Source organism: Pseudomonas sp. NPDC088444, from assembly GCF_044900175.1.
Lineage (GTDB): Bacteria > Pseudomonadota > Gammaproteobacteria > Pseudomonadales > Pseudomonadaceae > Aquipseudomonas.
The window spans coordinates 38,285-54,887 of record NZ_JBJDNK010000017.1 but is presented as its reverse complement, the minus strand read 5'-3'; the positions used below and the strand labels follow the sequence as shown (position 1 = coordinate 54,887).

Below are 16,603 nucleotides of genomic sequence, written 5' to 3'. Positions count from 1 at the left end.
GCCTTAACGTCGAAATACTTGAAAGGTATAAAGCCCAGCGTTATGCCGCAGAGTCGGCCTCTGACGCAACCACCTCGCCATCTGCCTGAATGCGGAGTCTGCCATGCGCCTGCCCTTGTCCTTCATAGCCCTGAGTCTGCTGGCCGGGTGCGCAGGCCCGTTGCCCGCCGTCGACCCGCAGCAGGCCTGGGTTGATCTGCACACCTTCACTGGCAAAACGCTGATGTCCGACAAAGTCGATGGCAAGCGCACGGAAGATGGCCGTTTTTTTCAGGTGACACCTGGCAAACACAAGCTGGTAGTGCGCTATGACTACGAGTACGCGCCCGGCGGATTGGGGTTGTCGATGGACATCTACAACGAGCTGACCTGCTACGTGACCATCAACTACGACCACTTTGAAGCAGGACGCCGCTATCGTCTGGACGTGCGCCATATCGCCAACAGCATCGACGCGCAATTGAGGGATGAGCAGCGCAAGGTGTTGGCGAACGAGGGGGAGATTTTCTGTATTCCATGATCAAACCCAATCTCTGTAGCAGTCCGGCTTGCCGGCGGTGGGGGCTTTGAAATCGCCACCGCCGGCAAGCCGGACGGCTACAGAGGGTTCAACCCGCGCCTGCTTTTACCGATCATTCTTCTGATAAATGATCTTCTTCGTGCCGTTGTCGCACGAACCCACGACCATGTTCTGATCGTGAACCTCTTCATTGCTGACAATTTCCAGGGTGTACGAACTGACGTTCTGCGCCTGGATCTTGGCTTCGATCTCGGCCTTGAGCTCTTCACAGGGTTTGGGAGCGGCGAACACGCTGGTGGTCAGGGCGCTGAGAAGCAGGGTGGTGGCGATGCGTTTCATGTTCGACTCCTTCGACGCCGCGCGATGTGCGTCGGCCCTGTATCAGACCGCAACGGCCATGCCGGGTTCTGGAACGCAAATGACCCGCCAAAGCGGGCCATTCGAGTGAAGCGCCAGCGCGGAATCAGCTCAGCAGCGTGGCGTCCAGCGTGATCTTGGCGTTCAGCACCTTGGACACTGGGCAGCCTTCTTTGGCCGCTTTGGTCAGTTCGTCGAACTGTGCCTGAGTCGCGCCTGGCACCTTGGCCTTGAGAATCAGGTGCACCGCAGTGATCGAGAAACCACCATCGACCTGATCCAGCGTGACTTCGGCCTGAGTGTCGATGCTTTCGGCTTTCAGATTCGCGCCGCCGAGGATCATCGACAGGGCCATCGAGAAGCAGCCCGCGTGGGCCGCGCCGATCAACTCTTCAGGGTTTGTGCCTTTGCCGCCTTCGAAACGGGCCTTGAAACCGTAGGGCGCTTCGCGCAATACGCCGGTTTCTGTGGAGATGCTACCGATGCCGGACTTCAGATCACCTTCCCAATGGGCGGATGCTTTCTTGACGATGCTCATGGTGTCTCCTCATGTGAAAAGTGCGAAGGGCTCGCACGTGGACCAAAAGTCTGAGGAGTGTAGGCGGGTCTTAGTTCAACGGTTGTGACGTGCGTGCTTTATTTGCCGGATTTCATGGAAACAATTCCGACCAAATCAGTAGGAAATTTCCTTCCACCCATTGCAACCTCAAAATCCGGCCTTATCCTATGGCCTTAACGCTAATATTTAGGCTTAACGCAGGCTCTGCGCTCGTGCCGCTATCGTTTCGGCGCCCGCCCCAGCCTCCCAAGAGGATTCACCACGGCCTATGAAACGTCTGAATGATGTGAAGATTTCTACCCTCGACCTGGTGCCGGTGCGCGAAGACAAAGGCCCGGCGGTCTCATTGCGCAACTCGCTGGATCTGGCGCAACACGTCGAAAAATGGGGCTACAATCGTTTCTGGGTAGCCGAACACCACAACATGGATGGCATCGCCAGCTCGGCCACGTCCACGCTGCTGGCCTATCTGGCTGGAGGCACCTCGACCATTCGCGTCGGCTCGGGCGGCGTCATGCTGCCTAATCATGCTCCCCTGGTAATTGCCGAGCAGTTCGGCACATTGGCCAGTCTGTTTCCCGGCCGTATCGACTTGGGCCTGGGCCGCGCACCCGGCTCCGATCAGATGACTGCACGCGCCCTGCGTCGTGAACGCTCTGGCAGTGCCGATGATTTCCCGGATGACGTCGCCGAACTGATGAGCTACCTCGGGCCGCGCCAGCCGCATCAACGTGTGATCGCTGTTCCCGGCACCAACACCAATGTGCCGATCTGGCTGCTAGGGTCGAGTCTGTTCAGCGCGCAATTGGCTGGTCAGCGCGGTTTGCCGTACGCCTTCGCCTCGCACTTCGCGCCGCGCTACATGCACGAGGCGATTCGTGTGTATCGCAATCACTTCCAGCCTTCGGCCGTGCTCGACAAGCCTTATGTCATGCTGGGTGTGCCGTTGGCCGCCGCTGATACCGACGAGCAGGCGGACTATCTGGTGACATCGGTGTACCAACGCATCCTCAACCTGATGCGCGGACAGAGCCTGATGCAGAAGCCTCCGGTCGACACCATGAACGGCCTGTGGCTGCCTCATGAGCGCGAAGCGGTGATGGATTTTCTGGGGCTGGCGATGGTGGGTGGTCCTGAAAAGATCCGCGCCAAACTGGACGTGCTGCTGGAACAGACCGACGCCGATGAACTGATCTTCACCTGCGACATGTACGAACACGCCGACCGGTTGCGCTCGTACGAGATTCTGGCGCAGGTCGCACGGGGCTGATCCCGAAGCTTGGCCAAACGGTGCGGGGGCCGGCTTGCTGTCGAATGCGATCTATCAGGTACATCAATGGGGCCTGACACAACGCTTTCGCCAGCAAGCCGGCTCCCACAAGGGAAATGCAGCGGGCTGGACTAGCCGCGCTTGTAAACAATCTCCTTGCTGCCGCCTTCGCAGGTGCCGACGACCTTGCCGTCTGCCGCGCTACCTTTATCCACAGCCTCAAGGGTGTAAGACGCCACGCCCTTGGCCTTGATCTTCGCGTCGATCTCCGCTTTCACGTCATCGCACGATTTACCGGCCGCAAAGGTGGTGCCCGCGATACTCAACAGCCCTACCGCCAAAAGAAACTTCTTCATCGGTCACACTCCTTCGTCAGGCGCTTTTCAAGCGAAAGAGGCCGCCAAACAAGGCGGCCTGATACATGAAACCCGCGTCCGAATTCACGAACGGCGCGGTATGTATAGCGAAGGTTGTGGCATTCAGCCAGTTCAAAAGTTCATCAGCTATTATCGATGCGGAAGCCCACTTTGAGGGTTACCTGAAAGTGCGCGACCTTGCCGTCCCTGATGTGTCCCCGGGTTTCCAGCACTTCGAACCACTCCATGTGCTTCACGGATTTTGCGGCCTGGGCAATGGCATTCTGGATCGCGTCGTCGGTGCCGATGGTCGACGAGCCGACCAGTTCAAGCATCTTGTAGGTGTGATGATCAGACATGGCAGTTCTCCAAAAGTGGTCTCGATTGCAGCGTAGCAGTGAAAAATCGCTGTCTCTGTCTGGCGCGAGAACAACCCGAAAAGTTCACAAAAAACGGCGCGTCAAAACCGCACTGCACTTTCTGAAAGCCCTGTAGTCGGAAACAACACACGCCACTCATCACTGCAGGAGAGTCAATCATGGCATTCACGTCATCCCGTAAAGCGTCATTGCAAAGTATGGAAGCTGAGATCGAGAGTCTGCTCAAATCCCTGGAGAGCTTGAAGTCGGACGCTTCGGACGAGTCGCGCAAAACCCTGAAGACCCTCAAGGCCAACGCCGAAAGCGCCCTGAGCCATTCGCGCAGCCTGCTGAGCGACGTCTATGAAGACGCGAAAGTGAAAACCCGCGAAGCCAGCGTTGCTACCCGCGACTACGCGCAGGAACACCCATGGACTACCGCCGGTGTCGCAGTAGGCGCAATCGGCCTGCTGGCCGCCTACCTGCTGTGCAAGCGCGGCAACTGATCAGGCCTGACCGGAGCGTGCCAGCTCTTGCCTGAGCCAATCCGCCAGTTGCCGGGCACGTCCGTCAGCCGCGCGTTTGGGCACCCACAGCGCCAGTTGCGCCGGGGTTTCGCTGAAACCCCACGGCGCAGCGAGGCGCCCGGCCTTCAAGTCGTCCGCCACCAGCGGCTCGGGCGCGATAGCGACACCCAGTCCAGAAACGGCCGCCTCCAGCAGGTAATACAAATGCTCGAAGCCCTGACCGTATTTCAACGCGTCAGGATGGATACCGTTGTGCTTCGCCCAACTGGGCCAAGCCTGTAGTCGAGATGTCGTTTGCAACAGCGGCTCGTTCAACAACGCGTTGGCAGGCGCATGGCGCAAGGCTTGGAAGCGCGCAAAGCGAGGACTCAACACTGGGCCGATTCGCTCGCTGGCCAGTTCGAACACCTGCATGTCAGCGGGCCACGGCGGCTCGGCGAAAACCAGCAGGGCATCCAGGCCCGGGCGACGAGGATCAAGATCGCCTTCGCCTGCAGAAAGGTGCAAACGCAGGTCCGGCAGGTCGGCGTTCAACCGCCCCAATCGCGGAATGAACCAGCGGGCCAGCAGACTCCCCGAGCAACCCAGTACGAACGGCGCATCGACGCCACCTTGGCTCAGCTCGGCGCAGACACTGCGCAGCCGGTCGAATGCCTCACCGCTGGCATCTCTCAGACGCACGCCTGCATCTGTGAGTTTAAGGCCGCGCCCGTCCTTGCTGAACAGACTCACGCCCAGGTGCTCTTCCAGCACCTTGAGCTGGCGACTGACCGCGCCATGGGTGACGTGCAGTTGCTCGGCCGCGTGACTGACGCTGTTCAGGCGGGCTGTGGCCTCAAAGGCGCGCAATGCATTGAGAGGGGGCAGGTCTCGGCTCATGGTATCTGTGAGTTTTTCTGACAGGTTGCGGCGATCTTATCGGTTTTCACACGCTATGGCGCTGGTTAAAGTGTGTTCACTGCCTCAACGGCTCACCCCATTCGATTCGTCACTCGGAGGTTCCGATGTCCCAGACTGAGACCCAATACCGCAATGGCCCCGACGATCGCGGCATGTTCGGCGCGTTCGGCGGCCGTTACGTCGCTGAAACCCTGATGCCACTGATCCTCGATCTGAACCGCGAGTACGAAGCGGCGAAGAACGATCCTGCATTCCAAAAAGAACTGGCCTACTTCCAGCGCGACTATGTGGGCCGTCCAAGTCCGTTGTATTTCGCTGAACGCCTGACCGAGCATTGCGGCGGCGCGAAGATCTACCTCAAGCGCGAAGAGCTGAATCACACTGGCGCGCACAAGATCAACAACTGCATCGGCCAGATCCTGCTGGCCCGCCGCATGGGCAAGAAACGCATCATCGCCGAGACCGGCGCAGGCATGCACGGTGTGGCGACCGCCACCGTGGCCGCGCGTTTCGGCCTGGAATGCGTGATCTACATGGGCACCACCGACATCGAGCGCCAGCAGGCAAACGTGTTCCGCATGAAGTTGCTGGGAGCCACTGTGATTCCGGTTGTTGCGGGCACTGGCACCCTGAAAGACGCCATGAACGAAGCGCTGCGTGACTGGGTCACCAACGTCGACAGCACCTTCTACCTGATTGGCACCGTCGCCGGTCCACACCCTTATCCCGCGATGGTGCGCGACTTCCAGGCCGTGATCGGCAAGGAAACCCGTGAGCAGTTGCAAGAACACGAAGGCCGTCTGCCCGACAGCCTGGTCGCCTGCATCGGCGGCGGTTCCAACGCCATGGGCCTGTTCCACCCGTTCCTGGATGACACCACCGTGCGCATCATCGGCGTCGAAGCAGCCGGTCACGGCATCGAAACCGGCAAGCACGCGGCCAGCCTGAACGGCGGTGTTCCGGGGGTTCTGCACGGCAACCGCACCTTCTTGCTGCAAGACGACGATGGCCAGATCATCGACGCCCACTCGATTTCTGCCGGTCTGGATTACCCAGGCATCGGCCCTGAGCACGCTTGGTTGCACGACATCGGCCGCGTCGAATACACCTCGATCACTGACGATGAAGCCTTGGCCGCGTTCCACCAGTGCTGCCGTCTGGAAGGCATCATTCCGGCGCTGGAAAGCGCCCACGCCCTTGCCGAAGTGTTCAAACGCGCACCGACGCTGCCGAAAGATCACCTGATGGTGGTCAACCTGTCCGGTCGCGGCGACAAGGACATGCAAACCGTCATGCACCATCTGGATCTGTCCCAGCAGGAGAAACACTGATGAGCCGCCTGCAAACCCGCTTTGCCGAGCTGAAAGAGCAAAACCGCGCTGCTTTGGTGACCTTCATCACCGCGGGCGACCCGGCGTACGACACCTCCTTGTCGATCCTCAAGGGACTGCCTAAAGCCGGTGCCGACGTGATCGAGCTGGGCATGCCCTTCACCGATCCGATGGCTGACGGCCCGGCGATCCAGTTGGCGAACATTCGTGCACTGGGCGCCAAGCAGAATCTGGCGAAAACCCTGCAAATGGTTCGCGAGTTCCGCACTGAAGACAACGCTACGCCACTGGTGCTGATGGGTTACTACAACCCGATTCACAACTACGGCGTCGAGCGCTTCATCGCCGAGGCTCACGAGTCCGGCGTTGATGGCCTGATCGTGGTCGACGTGCCACCAGAGCACAATAATGAGCTGTGTGACCCTGCACAGGACGCTGGTCTGGACTTTATCCGCCTGACCACGCCGACCACTGACGACAACCGCCTGCCAACCGTGTTGAACGGCAGCTCGGGCTTCGTTTACTACGTGTCCGTTGCCGGTGTAACCGGTGCGGGCTCGGCGACCATCGAGCACGTCAAAGAAGCGGTGGCGCGCCTGCGTCGTCATTCGGACCTGCCGATCAGCGTCGGTTTCGGGATTCGTACTCCGGAACAAGCGGCAGCCATCGCACGGATTGCCGATGGCGTGGTGGTGGGCTCGGCACTGATCGATCAGATCGCCAATGCACCTTCAGCGAATCAGGCAGTCAGCGGCGTATTGAAGCTGTGTTCGGAGCTGTCGGAAGGTGTTCGTAAGGCCCGCGTATCCTGAAGGTAAAGTTCCTGATACAGAGGAATCTCCGCCTTCGTTAGCAGACTAAGCAGTACAGCAAAGGGGTTCAGGACCTGTGTCTGAACCCCTTTTTGCTGACTCGAATTTGCTCAGGAGCACGTTGCATGAAAGTCTCGAATCGTTTGATCGCCGGAGTCGGTGTGTTGCTGGTCAGCGCCAGCGCGCTGGTACAGGCCGCGCCGCCCGATCAGCGTGGCGGCTACGACGACCATGGCCCTGGCCAGCATCAGGACCATGGCCCGCAAGGCGGCCCGCAGAATAATCGCGGCAATGATCATCGCCCTGACAATCATGGCGGTGGCGGACGCCCTCCTGCTGATTTCGGCGACGTTCGCCGCACGATTCAGGAACACCGTGAAGTCATCGGGCGCGGCCAGCCGCTGCCGCCGAACGTGCACATCGTGAAGGGTCGTCCGCTGCCCCATGGCTATGGCCGCCGTCTGGACGCCCGCTCGCTGGAATACCTGCCACGCTACGACGGCTACGAATGGCGCCGCCTCGGCCCGGACATCGTGCTGGTCGCGATTGGCAGCGGGATCGTTTATGAAATTCTGGATGGTGTGCTGAACTAAGCCGCGCGCTCCACCGTCGATTGTTCCCACGCTCTGCGTGGGAACACCGGTCGGGCTGCTCCGCGGCCCATGCGACGCGGAGCGTCGCTAAATGCATACCCGCGCAGAGCGTGGGTACGATCAACGATCCATCACTTCCTGAACATCCCCACATTCAGCTCCCGCACTCCGCCCATCCAGATCGCGTGTTCAGTGTGATCCGCCAGATCATCGCCAGTCAGCGGATGCGTGAAGATCACCAACCCGCCACGATTCAACGCCAGGTAAAGCATCACATCGGCGAACTGCTCATGGCTGAACGCCAGTTGGCAACTCCAGTCCGGATGCGGCCCCACAGGGCGTTCATGCACGCGCCCCATACGAATATCGAATTTCGCCGCAACGCTCTCGCACAAGGCCCGCGCCTGCGAGAGGGTTTGCGCGTCGAAATAAACGTGGGCATGGTAGCCCTCGATGGATGACATGCTCAGTCCTCAAAATGTGTACTGCTACAGGGAACGCGACAAACCTCAAACGGCAATCGATGGCAGTGGCTTGCCGATCAATAAGTCACCGCTTAGCGCCTGTTCACTTTTTAACCAGTCGACAAACCGCTGTACAATTTGCACCCGTCGTTTGCGCTGGGGCAGCACGATGTAATAACCGTAAGCAGAAATCGCCGCAGCGTCGATAGGACGACACAGCAGCCCCTGATCCAGCAAATCATCCACCAGATGCCGCCAGCCAATTGCCACACCTTGCCCGCCAATCGCTGCCTGAATCAACAGCGTGTAATTGTCGAAGCGCAATTGCCCCGGCGCAGGCGCCTGAGCGATGTTCAACGCGCGAAACACGCCGCCCCAATCGAACCAGTTATTGCCGCCTTCACCACGCAAGTGCAGCAGGGGAAACTCTTTCAACGCCTCGGGCCGCAACGGCAGTTCACGCCCAGCGAGCAATTTGGGGCTGCACACCGGGAACACTTCTTCGCTGAACAGCCAATGGCTTTCTCCCTGTTTGAACCGGCCATCGCCGAACAGCACCGCCACGTCGATATCCGCGCGCAGCATGCTGTGACTGCGCTCGCTGGTGACCAGGCTGACGTCGACGTCGGGGTTGGCCTGGTGAAAGCGATGCAGACGAGGCATCAGCCAGTACGCCGCGAAGGCGAAGTCGGTCGCCACCTGCAACACCTCATGTTGATGCTGCTCTGTAATCAGGCTCAATCCGGCGTCCATCGACTGCAACCCGGCCTGCACATGGTTGAACAGAATCTCGCCAGCGTCGGTCAGTTCGATGCCCCGGTAGATGCGATCAAACAGGCGCGTGGCCAATTGTTCTTCTAACCTTTTGATTTGCTGACTAATGGCGGGTTGAGTGGTGCCAAGTTCGATGGCCGCTGCCGTAAAACTGCGCAAACGGGCAGCGGCTTCGAAACCGCGCAGCAGGTCCAACGACATATCACCAAGGGCTTCAAACATAAGCGTGGCTTATCCTAGGCATTGTGTTTTATGGGCTTTACCGCTGACCCCATGGGTTTCATTCTCTGGAGCAGCAATTTCGCATAAATATTCACTATGGAATGCCGCGAAGACATGAAGCGCAAGAACATTCTTTTCATCATGGCCGATCAAATGGCCGCGCCGATGTTGCCGATTTACGCCCAGTCCCCGATCAAGATGCCGAATTTGAGCCGCCTCGCCGCTGACGGCGTGGTGTTCGACGCTGCTTATTGCAACAGCCCGCTGTGCGCACCTTCGCGCTTTACTCTGGTCAGCGGCCAGCTTCCGAGCAAGATTGGCGCTTACGACAACGCTGCCGATTTTGCGGCCGATGTTCCGACCTACGCCCACTACCTGCGCCGCCTGGGTTACCACACTGCGTTGTCCGGCAAGATGCACTTCTGTGGCCCTGACCAGTTACACGGTTACGAAGAACGCCTCACCAGCGACATTTATCCCGCCGACTATGGCTGGGCCGTGAATTGGGATGAACCCGACGTACGTCCGACCTGGTATCACAACATGTCGTCGGTGCTGCAAGCCGGCCCGTGCGTGCGCACTAACCAGCTCGATTTCGACGAAGAAGTGGTGTTCAAGGCTCAGCAGTACCTCTACGACCGCGTGCGTGAAGACCGCGACCAGCCGTTCTGCCTCACGGTGTCGATGACCCATCCGCATGACCCGTACACCATTCCCAAGGAATACTGGAACCTCTACAGCGACGACGAGATTCCGATGCCGCCTGCGCCACCGGCTCAGGCCGATCAAGACCCGCATTCCCAGCGTCTGCTCAAGGTCTACGACCTGTGGGACAAGCCGCTGCCGGAAAACAAGATCCGCGACGCCCGCCGCGCGTATTTCGGCGCATGCAGTTACATCGACGATAACATCGGCAAATTGCTGAAGACCCTCGAAGACACGGGCCTGGCCGACGAGACCATCATCGTGTTCTCGGGCGATCATGGCGACATGCTCGGCGAGCGTGGCCTCTGGTACAAAATGCACTGGTTCGAAATGTCCGCTCGGGTGCCACTGCTGGTGTACGCTCCGGGGCAGTTCAAGGCAGGCCGCGTGAAGGCTGCGGTGTCCACCGCTGACCTGTTGCCGACCTTCGTTGCACTGGCGCAGGGCGAGCTGGAAAGCGGTCTTCCGCTGGACGGCCGCTCGCTGTTACCGCACTTGCAAAACGAAGGCGGCCACGACGAAGTATTCGGCGAATACATGGCCGAAGGCACCACCAGCCCGCTGATGATGATTCGTCGCGGCGCCTACAAATTCATCTATTCGGAACAGGACCCATGTCTGCTGTACGACGTGCATAACGATCCGAAGGAACAGGAAGAGCTAAGCCAGTCTGATGCTCATCGCGACCTGTTCAACGCGTTCCTGGCTGAAGCAAGGGCCAAGTGGGACATTCCGGCGATACACCACCAGGTGCTCGCCAGTCAGCGTCGTCGGCGTTTCGTTGCCGAATCGCTGACCCTCGGCAAGCTGAAGAGTTGGGATCACCAGCCGCTGGTAGACGCCAGTCAGCAATACATGCGCAACCATATCGATCTGGACGATCTGGAGCGCAAGGCCCGTTATCCACAACCTTGAACCCTGCCAACACCTAAAAAACCAAAAAGGGGCACACCATGAAGAAGTTGTTCACAACGCTGGCGGTTGCGGTGATGAGTTTGGGCAGCGTCGTAGCACACGCCGCTGATGCACCGAGCTGCAGTACGGTGAAGATGGCCGATCCGGGTTGGAGCGACATCGCTGCGACCAACGCCACGGCAGGCTTTCTGCTGGACGGCATGGGTTACAAAACCAAGGTCGATACGCTGGCAGTGCCGATTGCCTATGGTGGTCTCAAAGACGGTCAAATGGACGTTTTTCTGGGCAACTGGATGCCTGCACAGCAGGGCTTTTACGACAAGTTCATCGCCACGGGGGACGTGACGCAGTACGCGAAGAACCTGGAGGGCACCGAATTCACCCTGGCCGTCCCGGATTATGTCTACGACGCGGGGGTGCATAACTTCGCCGACCTGAACAAGTTCGCCGACAAGTTCCACAAGAAGATCTACGGCATCGGCTCGGGGGCTCCGGCCAACGCGTCGATTCAGGAGATCATCAAAAAGAACGAGTTCGACCTGGCCGACTGGAAGCTGGTTGAATCCAGCGAACAGGCGATGTTGGCTGAAGTACAACGCAACGTGAAGAAAAAAGAATTCGTGGTCTTCCTCGGCTGGACTCCGCACCCGATGAACGTTCAGATCAAGGGCATGAAGTACCTGAAGGGTGGCGAGAAATACTTCGGTGAGACCGGCAGCGTGTACACCGTAACCCGCAAAGGCTATGCCGATGCCTGCCCGAACGTGGCCAAACTGTTCTCCAACCTGACGTTCACTCAGGACATGGAAAACAGCATCATGCAGGAAGTGGTCGAGAAGAAGGTCAGCAACTCCGACGCGGTCAAAGCCTGGGTCAAGGCCAACCCGGCGGTGCTGGATAAGTGGCTGGAGGGGGTGAAAACCATCGATGACAAGGATGCGTTGGCTGCGGTGAAGGCGAAGCTCTAACACCCAGTCGCGACGGCGTTGTGCCGATGACTAATCTGTCGCGTGACACACCGCCTTCGCCACCAAGGCGGCTCCCACAGGGTGGGCGTGGATCGAAATATTTTAATTCGATGCAATCCTTGTGGGAGCCGGCTTGCTGGCGAATGCGCAGTGTCAGGCAATTCATCTGTAACTGACCCACCGCTTTCGCCAGCAAGCCGGCTCCCACATGAGTTGCAGCGTCAACCTTCGACCATCAACCGCCGCAACTCTGCCAAAACCGGCGCCGATTCCGGCCTCACCCCGCGCCACAGGTAAAACGCCTCGGCGGCCTGTTCTACCAACATCCCCAATCCATCCACCGCTTGCCCGGCTTGATGTTCCGTGGCCCAGCGGCAGAAGGCGGTCGGCTCCTTGGCGTACATCATGTCGTAGCAGAAGGTTTTACCTGGCTGAATCAGGCTCGGCGCAATCGGCGGCAATTCGCCCGACAAGCTGGCCGACGTAGCGTTGATAATCACGTCGAACGGCTCTTCCAACCAGTCATAACCCGCAGGCAGTACCGGTCCCAACTCGATGAACTCCTGAGCCAGCTGCTCGGCTTTCTCCACGGTACGATTGGCGATCACCAGCACGTATGGCTCTTCGGCCAGCAATGGCTCAAGCGCGCCACGCACTGCGCCACCCGCGCCCAGCAGCAGGATGCGTTTATCTTTCAGCGTCACGCCGTAATTGACCTTCAGATCCCGCACCAACCCGGCGCCGTCGGTGTTATCCCCCAACAGGCTGCCATCGGCCTGACGCGCCAGCGTGTTCACCGCCCCCGCACGACGACCACGCTCTGTCAGTTGATCGGCCATACGATAGGCCTCTTCCTTGAATGGCACCGTGACGTTGGCGCCTCGGCCGGTCTCGAAGAAGTGCCTGGCAAAAGGCGTGAAGCGCTCCAAAGGAGCCAGCGCGGTCTGGTACTGCAGCGTTTCACCGGTCTGCTCAGCGAACAGGCGATGGATCAACGGCGATTTGCTGTGTGCGATAGGGTTGCCGAAAACGACGTATTGATCGGTCATCACTTCACCTCCTCGGCCAGCCAGTCGCGGTCTTGCAGGAAGTACTCGGTCAGACGCGCCTCCTCACTGCCCGGTGCGGCTTTCCAGTCGTAGCCCCAGCGAACCTGTGGGGGCAGCGACATCAGGATCGATTCGGTACGCCCGCCCGACTGCAGGCCGAACAGCGTGCCGCGGTCATAGACCAGGTTGAATTCCACGTAACGCCCACGGCGGAATTCCTGAAATTCGCGCTGCTGTGGTGTGTAGGCCGTGGCTTTGCGGCGCTGCACGATGGGCAAATACGCCTCGACGTAAGCGTCACCAATGGCGCGCAGGAAAGCGAAACTGGTGTCGAAATCCCACTCGTTCAGGTCATCGAAAAACAACCCACCCACACCGCGCGGCTCGTTGCGATGCTTGATGTGGAAATAGCGGTCGCACCAGGCTTTGTAACGCGGATAGACGTCCGCGCCGAACGGTGCACAGGCCTGCTCGGCTACGCGGTGCCAGTGAACGCAATCTTCCTCGACGCCGTAATAAGGCGTCAGGTCAAAGCCGCCCCCAAACCACCACACTGGCTCTTCGCCTTCTTTTTCCGCGATGAAGAAACGCACGTTGGCGTGAGAGGTCGGAACATGTGGGTTGTGCGGATGCATCACCAGCGACACGCCCAGCGCTTCAAAGCCACGACCCGCCAGCTCCGGGCGATGAGCACTGGCAGAGGGGGGCAGACCTGAACCGAAGACATGGGAGAAATTGACGCCGCCTTTCTCGAAGACATCGCCGTTCTCGATCACGCGGGTACGACCGCCACCACCGGCTGGGCGCTCCCAGGCATCTTCGACGAAACGGGTATTGCCGTCCTCTTGCTCCAGAGCAGCGCAGATCCGGTCTTGGAGATCCAGCAGATAGGCTTTGACGGCGTCGGTGCGAAAGGACATGGCAGTACCTTGAAATGACGGTGCTTCGAAATTGGCGCGTAGCATACACCTGCCAGACCGGCCTCGCAGTTGACGACGGCCAAACGAAGGAGTCCGATAGGATCTTTTACGACGCTCTATAGTGCTCCTGTTTTGTTCCAGCAGTTTCGATCCATGACGGAGAAAGCAAATGGCAAAGCGTATCCAGTTCCGCGCCCACGGCGGCCCTGAAGTGCTCGAATACGTCGACTTCGAGCCGGCCAAACCAGGCCCGAAAGAAGTCCTCGTGCGCAACAAAGCGATTGGCGTCAACTTCATCGAAACCTATTTCCGCACCGGCCTGTATCCTGTTGCCGCGATGCCGTCGGGCCTCGGTAACGAAGGCGCGGGCGTAGTCGAGGCCGTTGGCAGCGAAGTCACTCACGTCAAGGTCGGTGATCGCGTGGGTTACGGCACAGGTCCTCTGGGCAGCTATGCCGAACTGCACCTGACACCGGCTGCCAATATCGTGAAGCTGCCGGATAACATCAGCTTCGAACAAGCCGCCGCGATCATGCTCAAGGGCCTGACCGTGCAGTACCTGTTCCGCCAGACCTACGAAATTCGTCCTGAAGAAACCATCCTGTTCCATGCCGCTGCCGGTGGCGTGGGTTCGATTGCCTGTCAGTGGGCCAAAGCTGTCGGCGTGAAATTGATCGGCACTGTCAGCTCTGCGGAAAAAGCCGCTCACGCCAAGGCCAACGGCGCCTGGGAAGTAATCGATTACAGCAAGGAAGATGTGGCCAAGCGCGTGCTCGAGCTGACCGATGGGAAGAAAGTGCCGGTGGTTTACGACGGCGTGGGTAAAGACACGTGGGAAACCTCGCTGGATTGCCTGGAATTACGCGGCCTGCTCGTCAGCTTTGGTAACGCATCGGGTGCGGTCACCGGTGTGAATCTGGGCGTTCTGGCGTCGAAAGGCTCGCTCTACGTCACCCGCCCGACATTAGGCTCCTACGCCAACAGCCCTGAAGCCTTGCAAGCCATGGCTGACGAGGTGTTTGCGATGGTCAGCAGTGGCAAAGTGAAGGTCGACGACATAAAGAAATACGCCCTGAAAGACGCAGCCCAAGCGCACACGGACCTGTCGGGCCGTCGCACCACGGGGTCGATCATTCTGGTGCCGTAACGGCGTACCCCTCCCTTGCCTGATCGTTCTCACGCTCCGCGTGGGAACGATCAAAGCACCACCTCAACCCGCGCGCACGACCTCGGCGGTCACCAGATCGCGAATCACGCTTGGGTTACGCCGTCCGCCCAACTCGCCATTCAGCACCATATCCAGTTGCCCATGGAAATACTGCTCGATCCGTAAGCGCGAACGCGCCGCAGGGCGGCCTGTCGGGTTGGCTGAAGTGGAGATCAGCGGGCCGGTCAGCGCACATAATTCACGCACTTGGGGATGATCGCTGACGCGCAGCGCAACCGTGTCACGCCCACCGGTGACCCAGTCAGGCAGCATGCCTTGATGGGGCACCAGCCATGTGTTCGGCCCCGGCCAGGTGCTGGCCATGCGGTCGATCCACAATTCGGGGAAATCCTCGAACAAAAAATCGAACTGGCGAATATTGTCGGCAATCAGGATCAGCCCTTTTTCCACAGGCCGCTCCTTGATCGCCAGCAAGCGATACACCGCTTCGGCATTCCACGGGTCGCACCCCAATCCCCACACCGCTTCCGTTGGATAGGCAATCACCGCCCCGGCCCGGACCTCTTGTGCGGCTTGTTGCACACGCCAACTGCTGACCATCGTTCGCTCTCCGATTTATCGCTGGCCGGCAGTTTAACCTCAGCGCGGCCGGGCAAACCATCGTCCGGCGTCACACACCACGCCACCTTCCAGTTCAAGGTCAGTCAACGCCGCCAGCACTTTGGGCAAGGGCCATCCGCTGCTGGCCGCCAGAGTTTCGCTGGTCTGCGGTGCCGCGTGCAACAGATTGAGAAGGGGATGAGCGGGTGCCGCAACATTTTCCACAGGCCCGCTGGCAGGCGCCAGGTTTTTCCAGCCTTGCAAACCTTCCAGAATATGGTCGACGGTTTCCACCAACGTTGCCCCGTCCCGGATCAGTTGGTGACAACCTCGCGCAGCGGGGTGATGAATCGATCCCGGAATCGCATACACCTCCCGACCCTGTTCCGCCGCAAGACGCGCCGTGATCAGCGAACCACTGCGCACGCTGGCCTCGACCACCAACACGCCAAGTGATAACCCGCTGATGATGCGATTGCGTTTGGGAAAGTTGCTCGCCTGGGGCACGGTATCCAGCGGTAGCTCGGAAACGACCGCGCCACCCTGTGCCACCATGGTGGTCGCCAACTGACGATGACGCTGTGGATAAAGTTTTTCGATTCCCGTGCCGAGCACCCCGATCGTGGCACCTTTTGCATCCAGTGCGCCCTGATGAGCAGCACCGTCAATGCCCAATGCCAGGCCGCTGGTGATGACAAAACCGGCCCCGGCCAGACTCCGTGCAAACGCTGCCGCCGTATCCAGCCCAGGCTTCGAAGCGCGACGACTGCCGACCATTCCAAGCTGCGGTCGCTCCAGCAACGTGCGATCACCCGCAACGAAAAGCAGCGGTGGCGGGTCGGGAATTTCCGCCAGCAAAGCAGGGTAATCAAGATCGTCCCACATCAGCAAATGCTGGTCCGAGTGCTCTAGCCAGCGCAATGCAGCGCTTGCACCATCACGCACGGCTGGGTCGCGACGGGCATCCGCACTGGCGGCGGGAAGGCGTAGTGAACGCCACGCTGTGGCCGGAGCACTGAGCGCAGCGGACGCACTGCCAAAGGCATCGATGAGAGTTTTGAAACGCTTGGGACCGATCTCGGGCAGTCGATGAAGACGCAAACGCGCCTCCAGTTCGGCAGGCGACTGCCCGGCATTTTCGAACAACGGCATGAGTTCTTCCTTGAAAACAGAGCCCGCCTCAAAGGGCGGGCAAACCTGTGGATAACTCTGTTAACAACGTTTAGATAAGTGA

20 protein-coding genes are annotated in these 16,603 nt (G+C 59.5%); 9 read left to right on the top strand and 11 right to left on the bottom strand.

The window, feature by feature from the left end:
• The first annotated feature begins 103 nt into the window (after nt 1-103).
• Entirely contained in the window at nt 104-520 is a 417-nt protein-coding gene (locus ACI2KB_RS26155; RefSeq protein ID WP_404639463.1) for a hypothetical protein, read from the top strand.
• 105 nt (nt 521-625) lie between these two features.
• Here the strand turns inward: ACI2KB_RS26155 and ACI2KB_RS26150 are convergent, their stop codons facing one another.
• Both ACI2KB_RS26150 and ACI2KB_RS26145 read right to left on the bottom strand, forming a co-directional pair.
• Nucleotides 626-859: a DUF1161 domain-containing protein gene (locus ACI2KB_RS26150; RefSeq protein WP_404639461.1), complete on the bottom strand. Its 234-nt coding sequence runs from the start codon at nt 857-859 to the stop codon at nt 626-628.
• Nucleotides 860-983: 124 nt separating this feature from the next.
• The gene (locus tag ACI2KB_RS26145; RefSeq protein ID WP_404639459.1) at nt 984-1,415 is read right to left on the bottom strand and encodes an OsmC family protein; all 432 of its coding nucleotides are present in this window, start codon (nt 1,413-1,415) and stop codon (nt 984-986) included.
• Nucleotides 1,416-1,704: 289 nt separating this feature from the next.
• Between ACI2KB_RS26145 and ACI2KB_RS26140 the strand changes: the two genes are divergently transcribed.
• Complete coding sequence (locus ACI2KB_RS26140) at nt 1,705-2,706, top strand: LLM class flavin-dependent oxidoreductase (protein ID WP_404639457.1); 1,002 nt, start codon at nt 1,705-1,707, stop codon at nt 2,704-2,706.
• Nucleotides 2,707-2,837: 131 nt separating this feature from the next.
• On the opposite strand, the gene ACI2KB_RS26135 is transcribed toward ACI2KB_RS26140, so the two are convergent.
• Nucleotides 2,838-3,062, bottom strand: a complete 225-nt coding sequence (locus tag ACI2KB_RS26135) for a DUF1161 domain-containing protein (protein ID WP_404639455.1) — start codon at nt 3,060-3,062, stop codon at nt 2,838-2,840.
• Nucleotides 3,063-3,205: 143 nt separating this feature from the next.
• Nucleotides 3,206-3,421, bottom strand: a complete 216-nt coding sequence (locus ACI2KB_RS26130; RefSeq protein ID WP_404639453.1) for a dodecin — start codon at nt 3,419-3,421, stop codon at nt 3,206-3,208.
• A gap of 179 nt (nt 3,422-3,600) precedes the next feature.
• On the opposite strand from ACI2KB_RS26130, the gene ACI2KB_RS26125 reads away from it, so the two are divergent.
• The gene (locus tag ACI2KB_RS26125; RefSeq protein ID WP_404639451.1) at nt 3,601-3,927 is read left to right on the top strand and encodes a YqjD family protein; all 327 of its coding nucleotides are present in this window, start codon (nt 3,601-3,603) and stop codon (nt 3,925-3,927) included.
• Here ACI2KB_RS26125 and ACI2KB_RS26120 read toward each other — a convergent pair whose 3' ends face one another.
• Nucleotides 3,928-4,827, bottom strand: a complete 900-nt coding sequence (locus tag ACI2KB_RS26120) for a LysR family transcriptional regulator (RefSeq protein ID WP_404639449.1) — start codon at nt 4,825-4,827, stop codon at nt 3,928-3,930.
• 125 nt (nt 4,828-4,952) lie between these two features.
• On the opposite strand from ACI2KB_RS26120, the gene trpB reads away from it, so the two are divergent.
• The 3 genes from trpB to ACI2KB_RS26105 all read left to right on the top strand — a co-directional run bounded on the left by trpB (nt 4,953) and on the right by ACI2KB_RS26105 (nt 7,584).
• The gene (gene trpB / locus ACI2KB_RS26115) at nt 4,953-6,179 is read left to right on the top strand and encodes a tryptophan synthase subunit beta (RefSeq protein WP_404639447.1); all 1,227 of its coding nucleotides are present in this window, start codon (nt 4,953-4,955) and stop codon (nt 6,177-6,179) included.
• Nucleotides 6,179-6,991 (top strand): tryptophan synthase subunit alpha, encoded by an 813-nt coding sequence (trpA, locus tag ACI2KB_RS26110; protein ID WP_404639445.1) that lies wholly within the window; start codon nt 6,179-6,181, stop codon nt 6,989-6,991. Before trpB ends, trpA begins: the two co-directional genes overlap by 1 nt.
• Nucleotides 6,992-7,116: 125 nt before the next feature.
• Nucleotides 7,117-7,584 carry an anti-virulence regulator CigR family protein gene (locus ACI2KB_RS26105; RefSeq protein ID WP_404639443.1) on the top strand — a complete coding sequence of 156 codons (468 nt, stop codon included), beginning with the start codon at nt 7,117-7,119 and terminating at the stop codon, nt 7,582-7,584.
• A gap of 131 nt (nt 7,585-7,715) precedes the next feature.
• On the opposite strand, the gene ACI2KB_RS26100 is transcribed toward ACI2KB_RS26105, so the two are convergent.
• Together ACI2KB_RS26100 and ACI2KB_RS26095 are read right to left on the bottom strand one after the other, a co-directional pair.
• Nucleotides 7,716-8,048: a DOPA 4,5-dioxygenase family protein gene (locus ACI2KB_RS26100; RefSeq protein ID WP_404639441.1), complete on the bottom strand. Its 333-nt coding sequence runs from the start codon at nt 8,046-8,048 to the stop codon at nt 7,716-7,718.
• Nucleotides 8,049-8,093: 45 nt separating this feature from the next.
• Entirely contained in the window at nt 8,094-9,044 is a 951-nt protein-coding gene (locus ACI2KB_RS26095; protein WP_404639439.1) for a choline sulfate utilization transcriptional regulator, read from the bottom strand.
• 114 nt (nt 9,045-9,158) lie between these two features.
• Here ACI2KB_RS26095 and betC point away from each other — a divergent pair, with 114 nt between their 5' ends.
• The gene (betC, locus tag ACI2KB_RS26090; RefSeq protein WP_404639437.1) at nt 9,159-10,664 is read left to right on the top strand and encodes a choline-sulfatase; all 1,506 of its coding nucleotides are present in this window, start codon (nt 9,159-9,161) and stop codon (nt 10,662-10,664) included.
• A 38-nt stretch (nt 10,665-10,702) separates the two neighbouring features.
• On the top strand, nt 10,703-11,632 hold the full coding sequence (gene choX, locus ACI2KB_RS26085; protein ID WP_404639435.1) for a choline ABC transporter substrate-binding protein: 930 nt from the start codon (nt 10,703-10,705) through the stop codon (nt 11,630-11,632).
• Between the two features lie 221 nt (nt 11,633-11,853).
• Here the strand turns inward: choX and aroE are convergent, their stop codons facing one another.
• Nucleotides 11,854-12,681, bottom strand: coding sequence for a shikimate dehydrogenase (aroE, locus tag ACI2KB_RS26080; RefSeq protein WP_404639433.1), 828 nt, complete (start codon nt 12,679-12,681; stop codon nt 11,854-11,856).
• Nucleotides 12,681-13,601, bottom strand: coding sequence for an oxygen-dependent coproporphyrinogen oxidase (gene hemF / locus ACI2KB_RS26075; protein WP_404639431.1), 921 nt, complete (start codon nt 13,599-13,601; stop codon nt 12,681-12,683). Before hemF ends, aroE begins: the two co-directional genes overlap by 1 nt.
• Nucleotides 13,602-13,770: 169 nt before the next feature.
• Between hemF and ACI2KB_RS26070 the strand changes: the two genes are divergently transcribed.
• The gene (locus ACI2KB_RS26070; protein WP_404639429.1) at nt 13,771-14,748 is read left to right on the top strand and encodes an NADPH:quinone reductase; all 978 of its coding nucleotides are present in this window, start codon (nt 13,771-13,773) and stop codon (nt 14,746-14,748) included.
• A 63-nt stretch (nt 14,749-14,811) separates the two neighbouring features.
• Here the strand turns inward: ACI2KB_RS26070 and ACI2KB_RS26065 are convergent, their stop codons facing one another.
• Nucleotides 14,812-15,369 (bottom strand): L-threonylcarbamoyladenylate synthase, encoded by a 558-nt coding sequence (locus tag ACI2KB_RS26065; RefSeq protein ID WP_404639427.1) that lies wholly within the window; start codon nt 15,367-15,369, stop codon nt 14,812-14,814.
• Between the two features lie 39 nt (nt 15,370-15,408).
• Nucleotides 15,409-16,521: a DNA-processing protein DprA gene (gene dprA / locus ACI2KB_RS26060; RefSeq protein ID WP_404639425.1), complete on the bottom strand. Its 1,113-nt coding sequence runs from the start codon at nt 16,519-16,521 to the stop codon at nt 15,409-15,411.
• Nucleotides 16,522-16,603 lie beyond the last annotated feature (82 nt).

Bases quoted from the DNA above. Each gene is read 5' to 3' on its own strand.
- ACI2KB_RS26155 (WP_404639463.1), top strand. From the start codon at position 104: ATGCGCCTGCCCTTGTCCTTCATAGCCCTGAGTCTGCTGGCCGGGTGC.
- ACI2KB_RS26150 (WP_404639461.1), bottom strand. From the start codon at position 859: ATGAAACGCATCGCCACCACCCTGCTTCTCAGCGCCCTGACCACCAGC.
- ACI2KB_RS26145 (WP_404639459.1), bottom strand. From the start codon at position 1,415: ATGAGCATCGTCAAGAAAGCATCCGCCCATTGGGAAGGTGATCTGAAG.
- ACI2KB_RS26140 (WP_404639457.1), top strand. From the start codon at position 1,705: ATGAAACGTCTGAATGATGTGAAGATTTCTACCCTCGACCTGGTGCCG.
- ACI2KB_RS26135 (WP_404639455.1), bottom strand. From the start codon at position 3,062: ATGAAGAAGTTTCTTTTGGCGGTAGGGCTGTTGAGTATCGCGGGCACC.
- ACI2KB_RS26130 (WP_404639453.1), bottom strand. From the start codon at position 3,421: ATGTCTGATCATCACACCTACAAGATGCTTGAACTGGTCGGCTCGTCG.
- ACI2KB_RS26125 (WP_404639451.1), top strand. From the start codon at position 3,601: ATGGCATTCACGTCATCCCGTAAAGCGTCATTGCAAAGTATGGAAGCT.
- ACI2KB_RS26120 (WP_404639449.1), bottom strand. From the start codon at position 4,827: ATGAGCCGAGACCTGCCCCCTCTCAATGCATTGCGCGCCTTTGAGGCC.
- trpB (WP_404639447.1), top strand. From the start codon at position 4,953: ATGTCCCAGACTGAGACCCAATACCGCAATGGCCCCGACGATCGCGGC.
- trpA (WP_404639445.1), top strand. From the start codon at position 6,179: ATGAGCCGCCTGCAAACCCGCTTTGCCGAGCTGAAAGAGCAAAACCGC.
- ACI2KB_RS26105 (WP_404639443.1), top strand. From the start codon at position 7,117: ATGAAAGTCTCGAATCGTTTGATCGCCGGAGTCGGTGTGTTGCTGGTC.
- ACI2KB_RS26100 (WP_404639441.1), bottom strand. From the start codon at position 8,048: ATGTCATCCATCGAGGGCTACCATGCCCACGTTTATTTCGACGCGCAA.
- ACI2KB_RS26095 (WP_404639439.1), bottom strand. From the start codon at position 9,044: ATGTTTGAAGCCCTTGGTGATATGTCGTTGGACCTGCTGCGCGGTTTC.
- betC (WP_404639437.1), top strand. From the start codon at position 9,159: ATGAAGCGCAAGAACATTCTTTTCATCATGGCCGATCAAATGGCCGCG.
- choX (WP_404639435.1), top strand. From the start codon at position 10,703: ATGAAGAAGTTGTTCACAACGCTGGCGGTTGCGGTGATGAGTTTGGGC.
- aroE (WP_404639433.1), bottom strand. From the start codon at position 12,681: ATGACCGATCAATACGTCGTTTTCGGCAACCCTATCGCACACAGCAAA.
- hemF (WP_404639431.1), bottom strand. From the start codon at position 13,601: ATGTCCTTTCGCACCGACGCCGTCAAAGCCTATCTGCTGGATCTCCAA.
- ACI2KB_RS26070 (WP_404639429.1), top strand. From the start codon at position 13,771: ATGGCAAAGCGTATCCAGTTCCGCGCCCACGGCGGCCCTGAAGTGCTC.
- ACI2KB_RS26065 (WP_404639427.1), bottom strand. From the start codon at position 15,369: ATGGTCAGCAGTTGGCGTGTGCAACAAGCCGCACAAGAGGTCCGGGCC.
- dprA (WP_404639425.1), bottom strand. From the start codon at position 16,521: ATGCCGTTGTTCGAAAATGCCGGGCAGTCGCCTGCCGAACTGGAGGCG.